The 14,269-nt window shown below is 75.5% G+C and carries 15 protein-coding genes and 7 tRNA genes; 11 read left to right on the top strand and 11 right to left on the bottom strand.

The annotated features are described in order from the left end of the window. Positions 1–189: 189 nt before the first annotated feature. The 3 genes from V2S66_RS13360 to V2S66_RS13350 all read right to left on the bottom strand — a co-directional run bounded on the left by V2S66_RS13360 (position 190) and on the right by V2S66_RS13350 (position 3,982). Positions 190–1,317 (bottom strand): acyl-CoA dehydrogenase family protein, encoded by a 1,128-nt coding sequence (locus V2S66_RS13360; protein WP_330794889.1) that lies wholly within the window; start codon positions 1,315–1,317, stop codon positions 190–192. After that, entirely contained in the window at positions 1,314–2,507 is a 1,194-nt protein-coding gene (locus V2S66_RS13355) for an acyl-CoA dehydrogenase family protein (protein WP_330794888.1), read from the bottom strand. Before V2S66_RS13355 ends, V2S66_RS13360 begins: the two co-directional genes overlap by 4 nt. A 278-nt stretch (positions 2,508–2,785) precedes the next feature. Next, positions 2,786–3,982 (bottom strand): serine/threonine-protein kinase, encoded by a 1,197-nt coding sequence (locus V2S66_RS13350; RefSeq protein ID WP_330794886.1) that lies wholly within the window; start codon positions 3,980–3,982, stop codon positions 2,786–2,788. A 233-nt stretch (positions 3,983–4,215) separates the two neighbouring features. On the opposite strand from V2S66_RS13350, the gene V2S66_RS13345 reads away from it, so the two are divergent. The 3 genes from V2S66_RS13345 to V2S66_RS13335 all read left to right on the top strand — a co-directional run bounded on the left by V2S66_RS13345 (position 4,216) and on the right by V2S66_RS13335 (position 6,477). Then, positions 4,216–4,449, top strand: coding sequence for a hypothetical protein (locus V2S66_RS13345; RefSeq protein ID WP_330794885.1), 234 nt, complete (start codon positions 4,216–4,218; stop codon positions 4,447–4,449). A 690-nt stretch (positions 4,450–5,139) separates the two neighbouring features. Continuing rightward, positions 5,140–6,099 carry a phosphotransferase family protein gene (locus V2S66_RS13340; RefSeq protein ID WP_413966386.1) on the top strand — a complete coding sequence of 320 codons (960 nt, stop codon included), beginning with the start codon at positions 5,140–5,142 and terminating at the stop codon, positions 6,097–6,099. 39 nt (positions 6,100–6,138) lie between these two features. Then, the gene (locus tag V2S66_RS13335; RefSeq protein ID WP_330795051.1) at positions 6,139–6,477 is read left to right on the top strand and encodes a TFIIB-type zinc ribbon-containing protein; all 339 of its coding nucleotides are present in this window, start codon (positions 6,139–6,141) and stop codon (positions 6,475–6,477) included. Between the two features lie 43 nt (positions 6,478–6,520). Here the strand turns inward: V2S66_RS13335 and V2S66_RS13330 are convergent. The 5 genes from V2S66_RS13330 to V2S66_RS13310 all read right to left on the bottom strand — a co-directional run bounded on the left by V2S66_RS13330 (position 6,521) and on the right by V2S66_RS13310 (position 7,003). Then, a tRNA-Val gene (locus V2S66_RS13330) sits at positions 6,521–6,592 on the bottom strand. Between the two features lie 24 nt (positions 6,593–6,616). Continuing rightward, positions 6,617–6,688: transfer RNA gene (locus tag V2S66_RS13325), tRNA-Val, on the bottom strand. Positions 6,689–6,748: 60 nt separating this feature from the next. Further along, positions 6,749–6,820 (bottom strand) — tRNA-Val (locus V2S66_RS13320). Between the two features lies 1 nt (position 6,821). After that, a tRNA-Cys gene (locus V2S66_RS13315) sits at positions 6,822–6,895 on the bottom strand. A gap of 35 nt (positions 6,896–6,930) precedes the next feature. Continuing rightward, a tRNA-Gly gene (locus V2S66_RS13310) sits at positions 6,931–7,003 on the bottom strand. Between the two features lie 190 nt (positions 7,004–7,193). Between V2S66_RS13310 and V2S66_RS13305 the strand changes: the two genes are divergently transcribed. The 3 genes from V2S66_RS13305 (at position 7,194) to V2S66_RS13295 (ending at position 10,112) form a co-directional block, all read left to right on the top strand. Continuing rightward, positions 7,194–8,336: a chorismate-binding protein gene (locus V2S66_RS13305; RefSeq protein ID WP_330794883.1), complete on the top strand. Its 1,143-nt coding sequence runs from the start codon at positions 7,194–7,196 to the stop codon at positions 8,334–8,336. Then, complete coding sequence (locus V2S66_RS13300) at positions 8,333–9,154, top strand: aminotransferase class IV (protein WP_330794882.1); 822 nt, start codon at positions 8,333–8,335, stop codon at positions 9,152–9,154. Before V2S66_RS13305 ends, V2S66_RS13300 begins: the two co-directional genes overlap by 4 nt. A 133-nt stretch (positions 9,155–9,287) precedes the next feature. Further along, positions 9,288–10,112 carry a GNAT family N-acetyltransferase gene (locus V2S66_RS13295; RefSeq protein ID WP_330794881.1) on the top strand — a complete coding sequence of 275 codons (825 nt, stop codon included), beginning with the start codon at positions 9,288–9,290 and terminating at the stop codon, positions 10,110–10,112. A gap of 10 nt (positions 10,113–10,122) precedes the next feature. On the opposite strand, the gene V2S66_RS13290 is transcribed toward V2S66_RS13295, so the two are convergent. Next, positions 10,123–10,641: a DsbA family protein gene (locus tag V2S66_RS13290; RefSeq protein ID WP_330794879.1), complete on the bottom strand. Its 519-nt coding sequence runs from the start codon at positions 10,639–10,641 to the stop codon at positions 10,123–10,125. Between the two features lie 242 nt (positions 10,642–10,883). On the opposite strand from V2S66_RS13290, the gene V2S66_RS13285 reads away from it, so the two are divergent. After that, positions 10,884–11,351 (top strand): hypothetical protein, encoded by a 468-nt coding sequence (locus V2S66_RS13285; protein ID WP_330794878.1) that lies wholly within the window; start codon positions 10,884–10,886, stop codon positions 11,349–11,351. A 261-nt stretch (positions 11,352–11,612) separates the two neighbouring features. Continuing rightward, on the top strand, positions 11,613–11,813 hold the full coding sequence (locus V2S66_RS13280) for a hypothetical protein (protein WP_330794877.1): 201 nt from the start codon (positions 11,613–11,615) through the stop codon (positions 11,811–11,813). A 16-nt stretch (positions 11,814–11,829) separates the two neighbouring features. Here V2S66_RS13280 and V2S66_RS13275 read toward each other — a convergent pair whose 3' ends face one another. Both V2S66_RS13275 and V2S66_RS13270 read right to left on the bottom strand, forming a co-directional pair. Then, the gene (locus tag V2S66_RS13275; RefSeq protein ID WP_330794876.1) at positions 11,830–12,390 is read right to left on the bottom strand and encodes a CGNR zinc finger domain-containing protein; all 561 of its coding nucleotides are present in this window, start codon (positions 12,388–12,390) and stop codon (positions 11,830–11,832) included. A 200-nt stretch (positions 12,391–12,590) separates the two neighbouring features. Further along, the gene (locus V2S66_RS13270) at positions 12,591–13,004 is read right to left on the bottom strand and encodes an SsgA family sporulation/cell division regulator (RefSeq protein ID WP_003959770.1); all 414 of its coding nucleotides are present in this window, start codon (positions 13,002–13,004) and stop codon (positions 12,591–12,593) included. A 329-nt stretch (positions 13,005–13,333) separates the two neighbouring features. Between V2S66_RS13270 and V2S66_RS13265 the strand changes: the two genes are divergently transcribed. The 3 genes from V2S66_RS13265 to V2S66_RS13255 all read left to right on the top strand — a co-directional run bounded on the left by V2S66_RS13265 (position 13,334) and on the right by V2S66_RS13255 (position 14,114). Then, positions 13,334–13,405: transfer RNA gene (locus V2S66_RS13265), tRNA-Val, on the top strand. Positions 13,406–13,481: 76 nt separating this feature from the next. Continuing rightward, the gene (locus V2S66_RS13260; protein WP_330794875.1) at positions 13,482–13,976 is read left to right on the top strand and encodes an SRPBCC family protein; all 495 of its coding nucleotides are present in this window, start codon (positions 13,482–13,484) and stop codon (positions 13,974–13,976) included. A gap of 66 nt (positions 13,977–14,042) precedes the next feature. Continuing rightward, positions 14,043–14,114: transfer RNA gene (locus V2S66_RS13255), tRNA-Val, on the top strand. Positions 14,115–14,269 lie beyond the last annotated feature (155 nt).

Genomic DNA, 14,269 nt, shown 5'->3' with positions numbered 1-14,269 from the left:
CGGGCGACCGGCCGCCGGGCGGTGGTCCGGTCGGCGACGGCAATTGCCCCTTTGGGCCGGTGGCGACCCGCACCCCGTGCGGTGGCTGGCCGCGCCGCTCCCCGCGCCCCTGGAAGAACGGGCTCGCGCCCCGGCGCGCGCAACGGAAAACGGGGTGACACCCAGCGGCGAGCGTCAGGGCGGCGGGCGTCAGGCGGGGAGGGCGAGGAGAGGCGCCAGGGCGGCGCGGTGGGCGCCGGGGGTGCCCAGCGCGATCTGGTCCGCCTTCGCCCGCTTGAGGCGGAGGTGGAGCGGATGCTCCCACGTCATACCGATCCCGCCGTGCAACTGCACGGCCTCCTCCGCGGCGTGCACCGCCACCTCACCCGCGTACGCCTGCGCCACGTGCACCGCGACAGCCGCGTCGTGACCCGCGGCGTCCCCGGACGCCATCGCGTCGGCCGCGGCGCGCGCGGCGGCGCGCAGCGAGACGACCTCGAGCCACAGGTCCGCCAGCCGGTGCTTGATCGCCTGGAAGCCGCCCACGACCCGCCCGAACTGGTGCCGCTGACCGAGGTAGCGGACGGTCTCGTCCAGGCACCACTGCGCCAGCCCGAGCTGCTCGGAGGCCAGCAGTCCGGCCCCGGCGAGGAGCGCCGCGTCGAGCGCGGCGGCCGCGTCGGCGGCCGGCAGCGGGCGGGCGGCGGCCTCCGCCAGGACGACGTCGGCCGGCGGCCGGGTCAGGTCGAGCGCCACGAAGGGCGTGATCGCCGCGTCCGCCGCGGCGACCTCGTACAGCCCCGGGCCGTCCGGGCCGACCGCGGGCACCACCAGCACGTCGGCGGTGGACGCGTCCGCCACGGTGGTGACGGCGCCGGTGAGCCGTCCGGCGGCGTCCACCCGTACCGACGCGGGGAAGGCGTCGCCCGCCGCCGTGGACAGCGGCACCGCGAGCGCCGCGGTGGCCTCGCCCGAGGCGAGCCGTCCCAGCAGGGCGGCCACCGCGGCGTCCGCGGTGCCGCAGCCGAGCAGCGCGGAGGTCGCCAGCACCGCGCTGCCGAGGAACGGCGTCGGCGCGACCGCCGCGCCCAGCTCCTCCAGCACCACCGCGGCCTCCCGCGCGGACCCGCCCTGGCCGCCGAGCTTCTCCGGCACCAGCAGCCCGGCCAGGCCGAGTTCGGCGGCGAGCACCCGCCACAGCGCCGGGTCGTACGGCTCCCCGCCCTCCACCCGGGCGAGCACCGCGGCCGGCGGGCAGCGGTCGGCGAGCACGTCGCGGACCGCCGCGCGCAGGTCGTCCTCGACCTCGGAGTACAGCAGATGCGGCTGACGGCTCATCGGGGCAGGTCCTTCCAGGCGACGTCCTTGTCGTTGCGGGGCTCCGAGGGCAGTCCGAGGACCCGCTCGGCGATGATGTTGCGCAGGATCTCCGAGGTGCCGCCCTCGATGGAGTTGCCCTTCGCGCGCAGATAGCGGTAGCCGGCGTCGCGACCGTAGAAGTCCACGCTCTGCGGGCGGACCATCGTCCAGTCGCCGTAGCGGAGGCCCTGCTCGCCGAGCAGCTCCACCTCCAGGCCGCTGATCTGCTGGTTGAGCCGGGCGAAGGCGAGCTTGAGGCCGCTGCCCTCAGGGCCGGGGGCGCCGACGGCGAGCTGCTGCCTGACCCGTTCCGCGCTGAGTCTGGCCACCTCGGCCTCCACCCACAAGGTGAGCAGCCGGTCGTGCAGCGCGGGCGTGCGCAGCTCCGGCCGCTCCCGCCAGGCGGCCGCGACCGGCGCGATCATGCCGCCCTCGCGGGGCAGCGCGAGACCGCCGATGGCCACCCGCTCGTTCATCAGCGTGGCCTGCGCGACCCGCCAGCCCTCGCCGACCGCGCCGAGCCGGTGCGCGTCGGGAATCCGCACGCCGCTGAGGAACACCTCGTTGAACTCGGCCTCACCGGTGATCTGCCGCAGCGGCCTGACCTCCACGCCGGGGTCGGTCATGTCGCACAGGAAGTAGGTGATGCCCTGGTGCTTGGGCAGGTCGGGGTCGGTGCGGGCGATGAGGATCGCCCAGCGCGCGTTGTGGGCGCTCGACGTCCACACCTTCTGGCCGTCCACGACCCAGCCGTCGCCGTCCCGTACCGCGCGGGTGCGCAGCCCGGCCAGGTCCGAGCCGGCGCCGGGCTCGGAGAACAGCTGGCACCAGACCTCCTCGCCGGTCCACAGCGGGCGCAGGAAGCGCTGCTTCTGCTCCTCGGTGCCGTAGCGCAGGATGGTCGGCGCGGCCATGCCGAGGCCGATGCCGATCCGCCGCGGATCGTTGTCCGGCGCGCTCACGGCGGCCAGTTCGGCGTCCACGACGCGCTGCATGGCGCGGGGCGCGCCGAGGCCGCCGAGGCCCTCGGGGAAGTGCACCCAGGCGAGGCCCGCGTCGAAGCGGGCGCGCAGGAAGTCCGCGGGGTCGGCCGCGGCGGGGTCGTGGGCGTCGAGGAGGGCGCGCACCCGGGCGCGCAGGTCCTCTTCTGTGGTGGGGCCGGTCGTCATGGGACGCGGAGTCCTTCCGCTCGGGCAGCCGTCTAAGCAAGCGCTTGTTCAAGCTAGCCCACCGTCCGCCCGGACGCCAGCCCCCGCCCGCACCGGCGGCGCCTCGGCCCGCGCCGCCCCGGCCGCCGCCGGCATGCGCACGCCGGCCCCGGACGCGGACCGGCACCGGGGCCGGACCGCGTCCGGGGCGGATCGCGGGGGGAGGGGGCGGCCCGGGGGCGCGGGCCGGGGCGCCACGGCCGGGCGGCCGCGGCCGCGGGCCGGCGGAGCGCCGACCGTCAGAAGTGGTGGCAGCCCTGGAGCGCGGCGATGCACACCGCCGCGATCAGGGTGACGAAGACGAACACGAACAGCCGCTGCCGCAGCAGCCGGCGCTTGGCGCCGCCCGGCCGCGCCACCGGCGTCCGGCCGGCGGTGCGGACCGCGGTGCGCGCCGCGGGCGGCCGGGGCGCCGGGGTGCGCACCCCGCGCCCGGCGCCGGTCTGCCGCGCCGCCGAGGACCGCGCGCCGGTCGGCGACGACCCCGGCCCGGTCCGCCGCTCGGTCCGCTGCTGCGCGTACTCCTCCGCCCTGCGGCCCACCGGGCGCTCGGGCCGCGGGCCCGCCGCCTTCGGGATGCCGTCGGCGCGCGGCACCCGCGGCGCCCCGATGCCGCGCGCCTCGCGGGCCGCGATCTCCGCCAGCCGCTCGGAGAGCTGCACCGTCGACGGCCGCTCGTGCGGGTCCTTCGCGAGACACGCGGAGACCAGTGGAGCGAGCGCGTCAGGCACCCCGCCGAGGTCCGGCTCCTCGTGCACCACGCGGTACAGCATCACCTCGGAACTTCCCTGCCCGAAGGGGGAGTCGGCGGTCGCCGCGTACGCCAGCGTGGCGCCGAAGGCGAAGACGTCGGTGGCCGGCGTCACGGCCGCGCCGCGCACCTGCTCCGGCGCGAGGAACCCCGGCGAGCCCACCGCGGTGCCCACATGGGTCAGGGTGCTCGCGCCGGTCGCCCACGCGATGCCGAAGTCGATGATGCGCGGGCCCTTGGGGGAGAGCAGGATGTTCGACGGCTTCAGGTCCCGGTGCACCACCCCGGCCTCGTGCACCGCCACCAGCCCGTCGGCCAGCGCCGCGCCGATCGAGGCGACCTCGGCGGCCGGCAGCACGCCGTTCTCCGCGACCTTGTCGTGCAGCGACGGTCCCGGCACGTACTGCGTGGCGAACCACGGGCGTTCGGCCTCCAGGTCCGCGGCGACGAGCCGGGCGGTGCAGCCGCCGCGGATCCGCCGGGCCGCCGACACCTCGCGCGCGAACCGCGAGCGGAACTCCTGGTCCTCGGCCAGCTCCGGCCTGATCACCTTCAGCGCCACCCGCTGGCCGCGCTTGTCCGCGCCCAGGTACACCACGCCCATGCCGCCCGCGCCCAGCCGCCGGTGCAGCCGGAACGCGCCGACGACCCGCGGATCCTCGCGCCGGAGCCGCATCATCGCCATCTTGAAGTCCGTCCCCTGCCTCCGGTGGTGGGGAGGCCCCACTCCGCTGTCTGGCCGGTGCGGCCGCCCACAGCTTACGGACTCAACTCCCCGCGCGCGCTGAAGGCCCGCAGGCGGCGAGCAGTGAATTGTCAGTGCGGGGTGGGAATCTGGAGTGTGGGAGCGGGCCCGCGGTGCGGGGGTCCCGGCTCTCCGTTTCACCAACGGTCCGTCCGACGAGGGGGAGTGACGCCGTGAAAGGTGATCGTGTGGAGATAGTCGTCGACGCGGGGGACACCACCCGCACGTACGAGGTGATCGCCACCCGCGCGGGCCGCCGCGTGGAGACGGCGGTGCGGCGCGGCGTGGTCGAAGTGAGCGAGGTCACGCGCAGCGGGACCGTGGTGCGCACCGCGCGCTTCATGGCCACCCGGGTGCTCGCCCTGGTCGAGCAGCCGATCCCGCGGGACGACGAACAGGCCGGCTGAGCCGGACGGCCTGGGGGATCACCCTGGGGTCCGGCGTCGCCACCTCCACCCAGGGGTGTACGAGACCGGCCGTCCGTCATCCTCCGGGAGGCATGCAAAGGGGTCCGATGGCATGACGTGCGGCCTCCCGGCCGCACCTAGTGTGGAGATCGAGCGGCGGGCGAAGCACTCGTCCCCCGAGGTCAAGCGCCCGTCGCTCCCCAGACGTCGTCCGTGGCCGGCTCACTGGGGCGTGTCACAGCGCTTCATGGTCCGGAAGAGCGGTCCGGACCGGGGACACACCGGTACCACCCCGTGGGGACGGGGGTACGGCGGACGACTGCGCAATGCCCGGGTATCACCGATACCCGGGCATTGCGCTTCCCCGGCCGCGTCCGTCCCGCAGGTACGCCCGGCCGCCCCCCACCCTGCCGTCAGCCGCCCTCCCGCGACCCGAGGACGGCACGCGCTGCGCCCGCCACCCGGGCGTACCTGCGGCACGCGGCGCCGCGCCTGCTCCGCCCCCGCGGGCGGGGCCCCGCACGGCGTCACGGGAGCCGCCGGGGCAGGAGGCGCGGGGAGACACGGCGCGGTGCGGCGAGGACAAGGAGGGCCGAAGGGCGGGGGCCGGGGGACGATCGAAGGGTGCCCACACCTGAACTCGCGACTCAGACGGCGGACGCCGCCACGCCCCGGCCGCCCGCCGCCCTCGTGGCGCGCCTCGCCGCCATCGCCTCGGCCGCGGACGCGGCCGCGCGGACCCCGGCCGGCGTGACGCATCCCGCGCCGCCCGGCGCGCGCAGCGCCCAGGCGGCGCCGCCGGACGGCGGGCACGTCGTGCTGGCGGAGCGCTCCGACGCCACCGTCGTCCGGGTCGGCGACACCGTGGCCAAGGCGCATCCCGCGGACACGGTGGCGGCCGACCTCGCGGTGCGGCTGGAGGTCGCCACCCACCCGAGCCTGCGGTCGATCCTGCTGCCCCCGCACCCCGTACGGACGCAGGTGCAGGGGCGGCCGGTGACGGTGTGGCCGTACGGCGCGCCGGTGGACGCCGGGGACGCGGGCGCCGCGCCCTGGGAGGAGGCGGCCGGACTGCTCGCCCGGCTGCACGCGGCGCCGTACGACGCGCTGCCCGGCCCGCTGCCGGCGATGCGCGGCCCGGCGAAGGCCGCCGCCGCGGTCGCCCGGCTGGACGGAGTGCCCGACTCCGCGGCCACCGCGACCGTGCGGCGCGCCTGGCGGCTGCTGCCCGGCTGGGCCACCGGCGCGGAGCCGTACGAGGGCCGGCGCGCGCTGTGCCACGGCGACTGGCACCTCGGCCAGCTCGTCCGGCACCCCGCGCCCGGCGGGCGCTGGCTGCTGATCGACGTCGACGACCTCGGTGCCGGCGACCCGGCCTGGGACCTCGCCCGGCCCGCGATGTGGTTCGCGGCCGGTCTGCTCGCGCCGCGCACCTGGACCCGGTTCCTCGCCGCCTACCGCGCCGCGGGCGGCACGGCGGTCCCGCCCGAGGGCGACCCGTGGGACCGGCTGGACGTGCCCGCGCGCGCCCTGGCCGTGCAGACCGCCGCGGTGGCGGTGGCGAAGGCGGCCGGGCAGGGCCGTGACCTCGACGAGGCGGAGGCCGGGGTGCTGGCCGCCTGCGCCCGGATCGCCGGACTTTCCCGTTAGGGTGAACGGACTTTCCAGCGTGAGGAGTTGAACAGACGAATGGTCTGCCCCAAGTGCCACGGCCACATGCAGACGTACCAGCGCAACGGCGTCCAGATCGAGCAGTGCGGCAACTGCCGCGGCATCTTCCTCGACTACGGCGAGCTGGAGGCACTGACCCAGCTCGAAGGGCGCTGGAACCAGCCGCCCGCGCAGCCCTATCAGGCCGCGCAGCCGTATCCGGCCGCCCCGCCGCAGGCGTACCCGGCGCCGCCCGGCTACGTCCAGCCCGCCGCGCCCGTCTGGGCCGCGCCGCAGCACGGCGACCATCACGGCGGCCACGGCCACGGGCAGCACCACGGCCACCACGGCTTCGGCCACATGCTCTTCTCGTCGTGACGTGCGAGAGGGCCGGAAGCCGATGGCTTCCGGCCCTCGCCGGTGGACGATACTGGGATTGAACCAGTGACCTCTTCCGTGTCAGGGAAGCGCTCTCCCGCTGAGCTAATCGTCCGCGGTCCCCATGGTGCTGCGTGCGTGCGCGATACTGGGATTGAACCAGTGACCTCTTCCGTGTCAGGGAAGCGCTCTCCCGCTGAGCTAATCGCGCGGGATGTCGTGCGGGGTGGTGCCGTACGGATGCCGCCGTACAAGGGCCGCGAAGGCCCCGTGGACGATACTGGGATTGAACCAGTGACCTCTTCCGTGTCAGGGAAGCGCTCTCCCGCTGAGCTAATCGTCCTTGGAGGTGGAGACGGGATTTGAACCCGTGTAGACGGCTTTGCAGGCCGTTGCCTCGCCTCTCGGCCACTCCACCAACACAGCGGGGGTTCGGGAAGATCCCCCACGTCGAGCGGACGACGAGATTCGAACTCGCGACCCTCACCTTGGCAAGGTGATGCTCTACCAACTGAGCCACGTCCGCCTGTCGGCCCGGGATCAAGGTCCTGAGCGACGAGTTGAACTCTAGCGGATTCCCGGTCCAGCTCAAAAACCGGTTTCCGCAGCGTGCCGGGACAATGACAGCCAGTTGACGGCGCGGACGCCCCCGGGCCCCCGCGGACCGGGCCGCCTAGACTCGGGGCCCGCCCACACCAGTCCCCAGGGGAAGCACCGTGCACGACCTCGCCCCGCTGGCCCGTTTCGGCGGCCTCGTCGCCTCCGACCTGCGGGATGTCACCGACGACCTCGCCGCGCTCGACGGCAGCGGCTTCTGGGCGGTCGCCGCGGACTTCGAGGGCCGTACCGTCTGCGCCCGCTTCGGCGACGTGCGGCGCGCGCCGGACGACGCGGCCGCCAGGGCCCGCCGCTGGCGCGGCCCCGACCCCGCCGCCTGGACCTCCAGCATGGACCGGGCCGGCTACACGGCAGGCGTCCGGGCGGTCCGCGAGCGGATCGCCACCGGCGAGGTCTACCAGGTCAACCTCTGCCGGGTGCTCGGCGCACCGCTCCCCGCGCCCGCCGGGACGGACGCGGCGCCGGACGTCGCACCCGGCCACGCACCCGGCCGCGCGCCGGACGACATCGACGCCCTGGCCGGCAGGCTCGCGCTCGGCAACCCGGCGCCGTACGCAGGAACGATTCGGCTGCCCGCGCACGGCGTGGAGATCGCCACCGCCTCGCCCGAGCTGTTCCTGCGCCGCGACGGCGCGGTCGTGGAGTCGGGGCCGATCAAGGGGACGGCGGCGACCGCCGACGCGATGCTGCCCAAGGACCACGCCGAGAACGTGATGATCGTCGACCTGGTGCGCAACGACCTCGGCCGGGTCTGCGCCACCGGTTCGGTCACCGTGCCCGCGCTGTGCGCGGTCGAGGCGCACCCCGGCCTGGTCCACCTGGTCTCCACCGTCCGCGGCGAACTGCGCCCCGGCGCCGGCTGGCCCGAGCTGTTCGCGGCCGCCTTCCCGCCCGGCTCGGTCACCGGCGCGCCGAAATCGAGCGCGCTGCGGGCCATCGCCGAGCTGGAGACCGCCCCGCGCGGGCCCTACTGCGGCGCCGTCGGCTGGGTCGACGCCGACCGCGGAACGGCCGAACTCGCCGTCGGCATCCGCACGTTCTGGATCGACAGGACCCTCCCTGGCGGCCCCGAGCTGCGCTTCGGCACCGGCGCCGGGATCACCTGGGGCTCCGATCCGGCCGGCGAGTGGGCCGAGACGGAGTTGAAGGCCGAGCGGCTGCTGGCGGTAGCGTCGGACGGGTACGGCACCGCCGGGCGGCACGCCGCCGGCCGGCAGACGAGCGGAGGGACCCTGCGGTGAGCATCTGGGTGGACGGCGGCCTGAAGGACACCAGGGACGCCACCGTGTCCGTCTTCGACCACGGCCTGACCGTCGGCGACGGCGTCTTCGAGACACTGAAGGCCGTCGACGGCACGGCCTTCGCGACCACCCGGCACCTGCGGCGGCTGGCCAGGTCGGCACGCGGCCTCGGCCTGCCCGAGCCCGACCTCGACGAGGTCGCCCACGCCTGCGCGGCCGTGCTGGCCGCCAACCCTGCGCCGCTCGGCCGGCTGCGGATCACCTACACCGGCGGACCCTCGCCGCTCGGTTCCGACCGCGGCGACGCCGGCCCCACCCTCGTCGTCGCCCTCGCGCCCTCCTCCCCGCGCCCCGACAGCACCGCGGCCGTCACCGTCCCCTGGACCCGCAACGAGAAGGGCGCGCTGGCCGGCCTGAAGACCACCTCCTACGGCGAGAACGTCGTCGCGCTCGCCCGCGCCCACCAGCACGGCGCCTCCGAGGCGCTGTTCGCCAACACCCGCGGGCGGCTGTGCGAGGGCACCGGCTCCAACGTCTTCGTCGTCCTCGGCGGCCGGCTGCTCACCCCGCCGCTGGAGTCCGGCTGCCTGGCCGGCATCACCCGCGCCCTGGTCGTCGAGTGGACCGGAGCCCAGGAGGCCGATCTGCCGATGGAGGCGCTGGAGGAGGCCGAGGAGGTCTTCCTGACCTCCTCGCTGCGCGACGTGCAGGCCGTGCACCGCCTCGACGACCGGCGGTTGGCGGACGCTCCGGGCCCGGTCACGGCCAAGGCGATGCGGATCTTCGCCGAGCGCGCGGCGGAGCACCCCAACCCGTAGACCGGCCCGCCCGCCTCGCGCGCCCGCGCCCGGACGTCGGCCGGCACGGTGCCCGGATGCGGCCGGGCGCGGTAGAACGGCAGCGGCGGAACGAGGCCATGCGGCGCGGCGACGACCCCCGGGAGCATCACCCATGACGACGACCCTGCGACCGGCGGGACCCGAGACGCGCGGTGCGGACGGCGCGCGGGCGCGGGCGTACACCGTGTGCGTCAACAGCCGGCCGGTGGGCAGCGTGCGGCTGCGCACCGACCGGCGCCTCGGTCCTGCCGTGGGGCGCATCGACGCCCTCGCCGTCGACGAGGGGGACCGGCGCCGCGGCCGCGGCGCGGTGGCCGCGCTGGCCGGCGAGGAGGTGCTCCGCTCCTGGGGCTGCACCCGGGCCGCGGTCTCCGTGCCGGCCGACTCGCCGTACGGGCTGCGGCTCGCCGCCTCGCTCGGCTACACCGAACGCAACCGGCACCTGGCCAAGGACCTGACCGCGGGCGACCGGCCCGCGCTGCCGCACGGGACGACCGTCCGGCCGCTCCGCGAGGGCGAACTGCGCCCCTGGCTCGACCGCGCGCGGACGACCTTCACGGCCGGCCTCGCCGAGACGGGGGTGTCGGCCGAGACGGCGCACGAGCGCGCCGCCGCCACGTTGGACGAGCTGGTGCCCGGCGGCGTCCCCGCCGCCCGCACCGCGCTGCTCGGCCTGGACCACGGCGGCGCCGCCGTGGCCTTCCTGTGGCTGCACACCGCCGAGCCCGCCTGGGTCTACTTCGTCGAGGTCGACGCGGCCCACCGCGGCCGCGGCCACGGACGAGCCGCGATGATCGCCGCGGAGAACCACTGCCGCGACGGCGGCGGCACGACCCTCGGCCTCAACGTCTTCCTGGCCAACACCACGGCCCTACGGCTCTACGAGTCCCTCGGCTACAGCGTCGTCACCCGGCACTTCGCCAAGTCCCTCGTCTGAGTCCGCGCCGCTACGCCCGCGCGGAGAGCAGCCGGTCCGCGATCGCGCCGATCCGCTCCCGCAGGCCCTCCTGGTCCTTCGAGCCGTCCAGCAACTCGCCGCCGATCACGTACGTCGGGGTGCCGGTCACGCCGATCGCCTTGCCCTCGGCCTGGTCGGAGTCGACCTGGAGCAGGTGGCGGCCGTCGACCAGCGCGGTGTCGACCTCCTCGGCGTCCAGCCCGAGGCCCGCGGCCACCTCGACGAGCAGGGCCTCGCCGCCGCGGTCCAGCTCGTCGACCCTGGCGAGCAGCGCCCGCGCGTACGGCCAGCCGCTGCCCTGGGCGTAGGCCTCCTCGTACGCCTGCGCCGCCGCGAGCGCGTGCCTGTGCTTCTCCAGCGGGAAGTGGCGCAGCTGGATGTCGAGGGCGTCGCCGTAGCGGGCGCCCAGCGCGTCGAGGTCGGCGAGGGCGGTGCGGCAGTCCGGGCACTGCAGCTCGCACCACACCTCGAGGACCAGCGGGGATGCGGCGGGGGCGGGGTCGGTCATGCGCCCAGTCTCCCACCGCCGTGCGGGGCCGACCGGCACCGGGGGAGGAGCGGATGCGGCACCCAGGGATGACGCGTCACCGCACTCAGGGAGGAGGGCGACCCGGAGATGTCCCGCAGTTCTCCACGAAGGGCGTCAGGGACCGTGGCCCGCGGCGCTTGCGGCGAGGCACGATGGGGGGACCAACCCGCGGGGCCCTCGGCCGGGCTCCGCGGCCGTCCGATCGCCGCAGGAGCCGCAGGATGCTGACCACAACCCTTTGCGCCGCCCTGTCCGCGGCGGGGCTGGCGCTCGCGTTCCTCACGGCCTACCGCCGCCGCTTTCTGCGGGCCACCCGGATCGCCGCGGCGGCGCTGCTGCCGGTCGGCCTGGCGCTGGCGGGCCTGGTGACGCTGGCGCGCCGGATCAGCACGGCGGTCGGCGACTGGGCCGCCGACCTCGTCTTCAAGCCCACGGTGTGGACCGGCTTCGTGGTGCTGGGCTGCTCGGCCGCGCTCTACGGCGTCAGCCGGCTGTTCGCCGGCCGGGGGCGCGGCCGCGCCCCCGAGGCGCGGACCGCCGGGCCGGCCGGCGTCGCGGGCACGCCGAAGGCGCAGGAGCTGTCCGGCGGGCGCGGCGCGTCCGCCGGAGGCGGGAAGCGGGGGAGCAGGGACAGCGGCCTGTCGGACTTCGCCGACGTGGAGGAGATCCTCAAGCGCCGCGGCATCTGACCGCCGCGGGCCGCCGTACGGACGGCGCGCGCGGGTGCGTGAACGGCGGTGTGTAAACGACGCACGCTATCCGAGACGCGGCGTCTCGGGATGCGGTATCCGGCATCCGAGACCCAGTTAAACGGCCTTGTAAACTCCGCGTGTTGGGCCACACGCGATCTTGCGCTGCGCGATCATCGGGCTGTGCTGACCTCCCCCGGGGACCCCCTCGCCCCGCCGCGGCCAGAGCGTGCCGAACCGCCCTTACCGCCCGTCCCGCCGGTGTCCACCGTCCTGGCCTCACCGCCCGTCCCGCCCGCCCCGCCGGTGTCCCCCGTGCCGCCGACCGTCGGCCGCGCGGCCTTCGTGGAGCCCAAGGGCTGCCTGTACGCGCTGTCGCAACCCCCGCTGATGCTCTTCCTGTGCGTCGTCGGCGGGCTGATCGGGGCCGGCGCGGCCTGGGATCTGCTCTTCGTCGGCTGACCGCGGCCGGCGGCGGTCAGCCCGCGGCCGCCTCGCGCCTGCGGGCCCGGTACGCGGCCACGTGCAGCCGGTTGCCGCAGGTCCGGCTGTCGCAGTAGCGCCGGGAACGGTTGCGGGACAGGTCCACGAAGGCCCGCCGGCAGTCCGGCGCGTCGCAGCGCCGCAGCCGCTCGCGCTCGCCCGCCACGATGAGGAACGCCAGCGCCATGCCGCAGTCCGCGGACAGGTGGTCGGCGAGCGAGGCGCCGGGGGCGAAGTAGTGCACGTGCCAGTCGTAGCCGTCGTGGTCGGTCAGCCGCGGCGTGGTGCCCGCGGCGGCGACCATCTCGTTGAGGAGGGTCGCCGCGGCGGTGTCGTCGGGCGCGCAGAAGACCTCGCTGAACCGGCTGCGCACCGCGTGCACCGCCGCCACGTCGTGCTGGTCGAGCCGGCCCACCTCGCTGACCCGGTTGCGCTCCACGAAGCCGCGCAGGGCCGCCGCGTCGCCGAGGGACTCCCGGCCTTCGATCTGCGGCTGGGTGTTGACCAGGTCCACGACGCTGTCGAGGGCGCACCTGGTGTCATGGTTGATCAGCACGGAATCGCTCCCTGCCGGGGGATCTGGGGGCTGCGGTTCCGGTGACTCTAGCGCGCGGGAGCCGCCGCCGTGGGGGCGTGGACCTCCACGGCGGCGGCTCCTGTGGGTGCGGCGACGGATGCCGGCCGGGGTGTCCGGCAGGCGGTCGCGTTCCGGGCTGTCCCCCCGAGTAGGACGGCCCGGGTGTCGGGAACCGGGGCTCAGCTCTCCGCGAGGATGTGCGAGAGCTCCGTGTCCAGATCGAAATGGCGGTGCTCCGTGCCCGGCGGCACCGCGGCGTCCGTCCGCTTCAGGAAGGACTCCAGGGCCCGCGCCGGGGCTTCGAGCAGGGCTTCGCCCTCGGGGGAGCTGAGGGCGATGCACACGACGCCCTGACCGTGGCTGCGGGACGGCCAGACTCGGACGTCGCCGGTGCCGGTGGGGCGGTGCAGCCCCTCGGCGAGCAGGTCGCGGGCGAACACCCATTCGACCGTTTCCTCGGCTCCGGTGTGGAAGGTGGCGTGCACGGCATACGGATCGGCCGTGTCGTACCGCAAGCCCGCGGGTACAGGCAGTGAGGATTCGCTCGACACGACGAGGCGCAGGTGCAGCTCGCAGCTGACCGTGGTGTTCATAAGCGCCATGGCCTTTCGCTCAGTGTGCGCTCGGGGATTCGCACGTCGGCGAAATCGACATGCCACCTGCGAGGACGTTGTAAACCCCTCTGCGAGGTTTGTGCGGCTTCTGGTACCTCGTCCGGTCTAGCGTCCGGACCTGCGCGGCGGCCATTTCGGTGAGGGCGTCCCGTTCGGATTCCCGGTGTGTTCGGATGCGGAGAGTGACGATCCGCGGGGGGTCGTGGCCACCGGATCACGCAGCGGGAGGCCGCCGTGCGGCGGGGCGGCGGCGGTCGCCCGCCGTGGTCGAAACGGCCGTCGCGGGTGCGGTAAAGTTAACCGCGCCGGGGCGATTAGCTCAGCGGGAGAGCACTTCGTTCACACCGAAGGGGTCACTGGTTCGATCCCAGTATCGCCCACCCGGAGCACGGAGCCCGGGGCCGAAAATCGACTTTCGGCCCCGGGCTCCGTCGCGTTCCCCGGCACACTGTGCGGATGGACTGGAGTCACTACCGATTCCGCAGCGCCTGGCACCTCGACGCGCCGCCCGAGGCCGTGTACGGGGTGCTGGAGCGGCCCGACCGCTATCCCGAGTGGTGGCCGCAGGTGCGCGAGGTCCGGCAGACCGACGGGACCTCCGGCGTGCTGCGCTTCCGCTCCCTGCTCCCGTACGACCTGACGGTCACCGCCCGCTCCGTCCGCCACGACCCGCGGCTGCGCGTCCTGGAGGTCGCGATGACCGGCGACCTCGAGGGCTGGGTGCGCTGGACCGTCCTGGCCGCCGAGCCCGCGGCCGCCGGCTCCCCGCCCGCGACCGCCCGCACCCGGCTGCTGTACGAGCAGGAGGTCGTCGTCCGCAAGCTGCTGATGCGGCTGCTCGCGGTGCCGTGCCGACCGCTCTTCCTGGCCAATCACGCGCTGATGATGCGCGGCGGCCGCGCCGGCCTGCTGGCCCGGCTCGCCGCCTGTGCCCCCGGCCCTCTCGTATGACCGTCCACTGACCGTCCCTCTCGTTTGAACGCCCCCGCCTCCGGCCTGTATGGTTCGACGCGTCCCGGGCGATTAGCTCAGCGGGAGAGCACTTCGTTCACACCGAAGGGGTCACTGGTTCGATCCCAGTATCGCCCACCGGGAAGAAGGCCGGACGGTCCGAAAGGACCGTCCGGCCTTCGCTGTTGCGGCCCTTCCCGGGGTCCCGCGCGGGCGCGGGCGGCGCCTGGGGATTGTCGGTCGCGCCGCCCGGCTCGGTACGATTCCGGGTGCGGCGGCCGCTGCCGCCGCCC

Source organism: Actinacidiphila polyblastidii (genome assembly GCF_036353415.1).
Taxonomy (GTDB): Bacteria; Actinomycetota; Actinomycetes; order Streptomycetales; family Streptomycetaceae; genus Actinacidiphila; species Actinacidiphila polyblastidii.
This window is presented reverse-complemented; position numbering and strand designations above follow the sequence as displayed.

Excerpts from the sequence above, each read along its gene's own strand:
- V2S66_RS13270 (WP_003959770.1), bottom strand. The coding sequence starts at position 13,004 with ATGAACACCACGGTCAGCTGCGAGCTGCACCTGCGCCTCGTCGTGTCG.
- V2S66_RS13350 (WP_330794886.1), bottom strand. The coding sequence starts at position 3,982 with ATGGCGATGATGCGGCTCCGGCGCGAGGATCCGCGGGTCGTCGGCGCG.
- V2S66_RS13295 (WP_330794881.1), top strand. The coding sequence starts at position 9,288 with ATGACGACGACCCTGCGACCGGCGGGACCCGAGACGCGCGGTGCGGAC.
- V2S66_RS13260 (WP_330794875.1), top strand. The coding sequence starts at position 13,482 with ATGGACTGGAGTCACTACCGATTCCGCAGCGCCTGGCACCTCGACGCG.
- V2S66_RS13285 (WP_330794878.1), top strand. The coding sequence starts at position 10,884 with ATGCTGACCACAACCCTTTGCGCCGCCCTGTCCGCGGCGGGGCTGGCG.
- V2S66_RS13290 (WP_330794879.1), bottom strand. The coding sequence starts at position 10,641 with ATGACCGACCCCGCCCCCGCCGCATCCCCGCTGGTCCTCGAGGTGTGG.
- V2S66_RS13335 (WP_330795051.1), top strand. The coding sequence starts at position 6,139 with ATGGTCTGCCCCAAGTGCCACGGCCACATGCAGACGTACCAGCGCAAC.
- V2S66_RS13360 (WP_330794889.1), bottom strand. The coding sequence starts at position 1,317 with ATGAGCCGTCAGCCGCATCTGCTGTACTCCGAGGTCGAGGACGACCTG.
- V2S66_RS13355 (WP_330794888.1), bottom strand. The coding sequence starts at position 2,507 with ATGACGACCGGCCCCACCACAGAAGAGGACCTGCGCGCCCGGGTGCGC.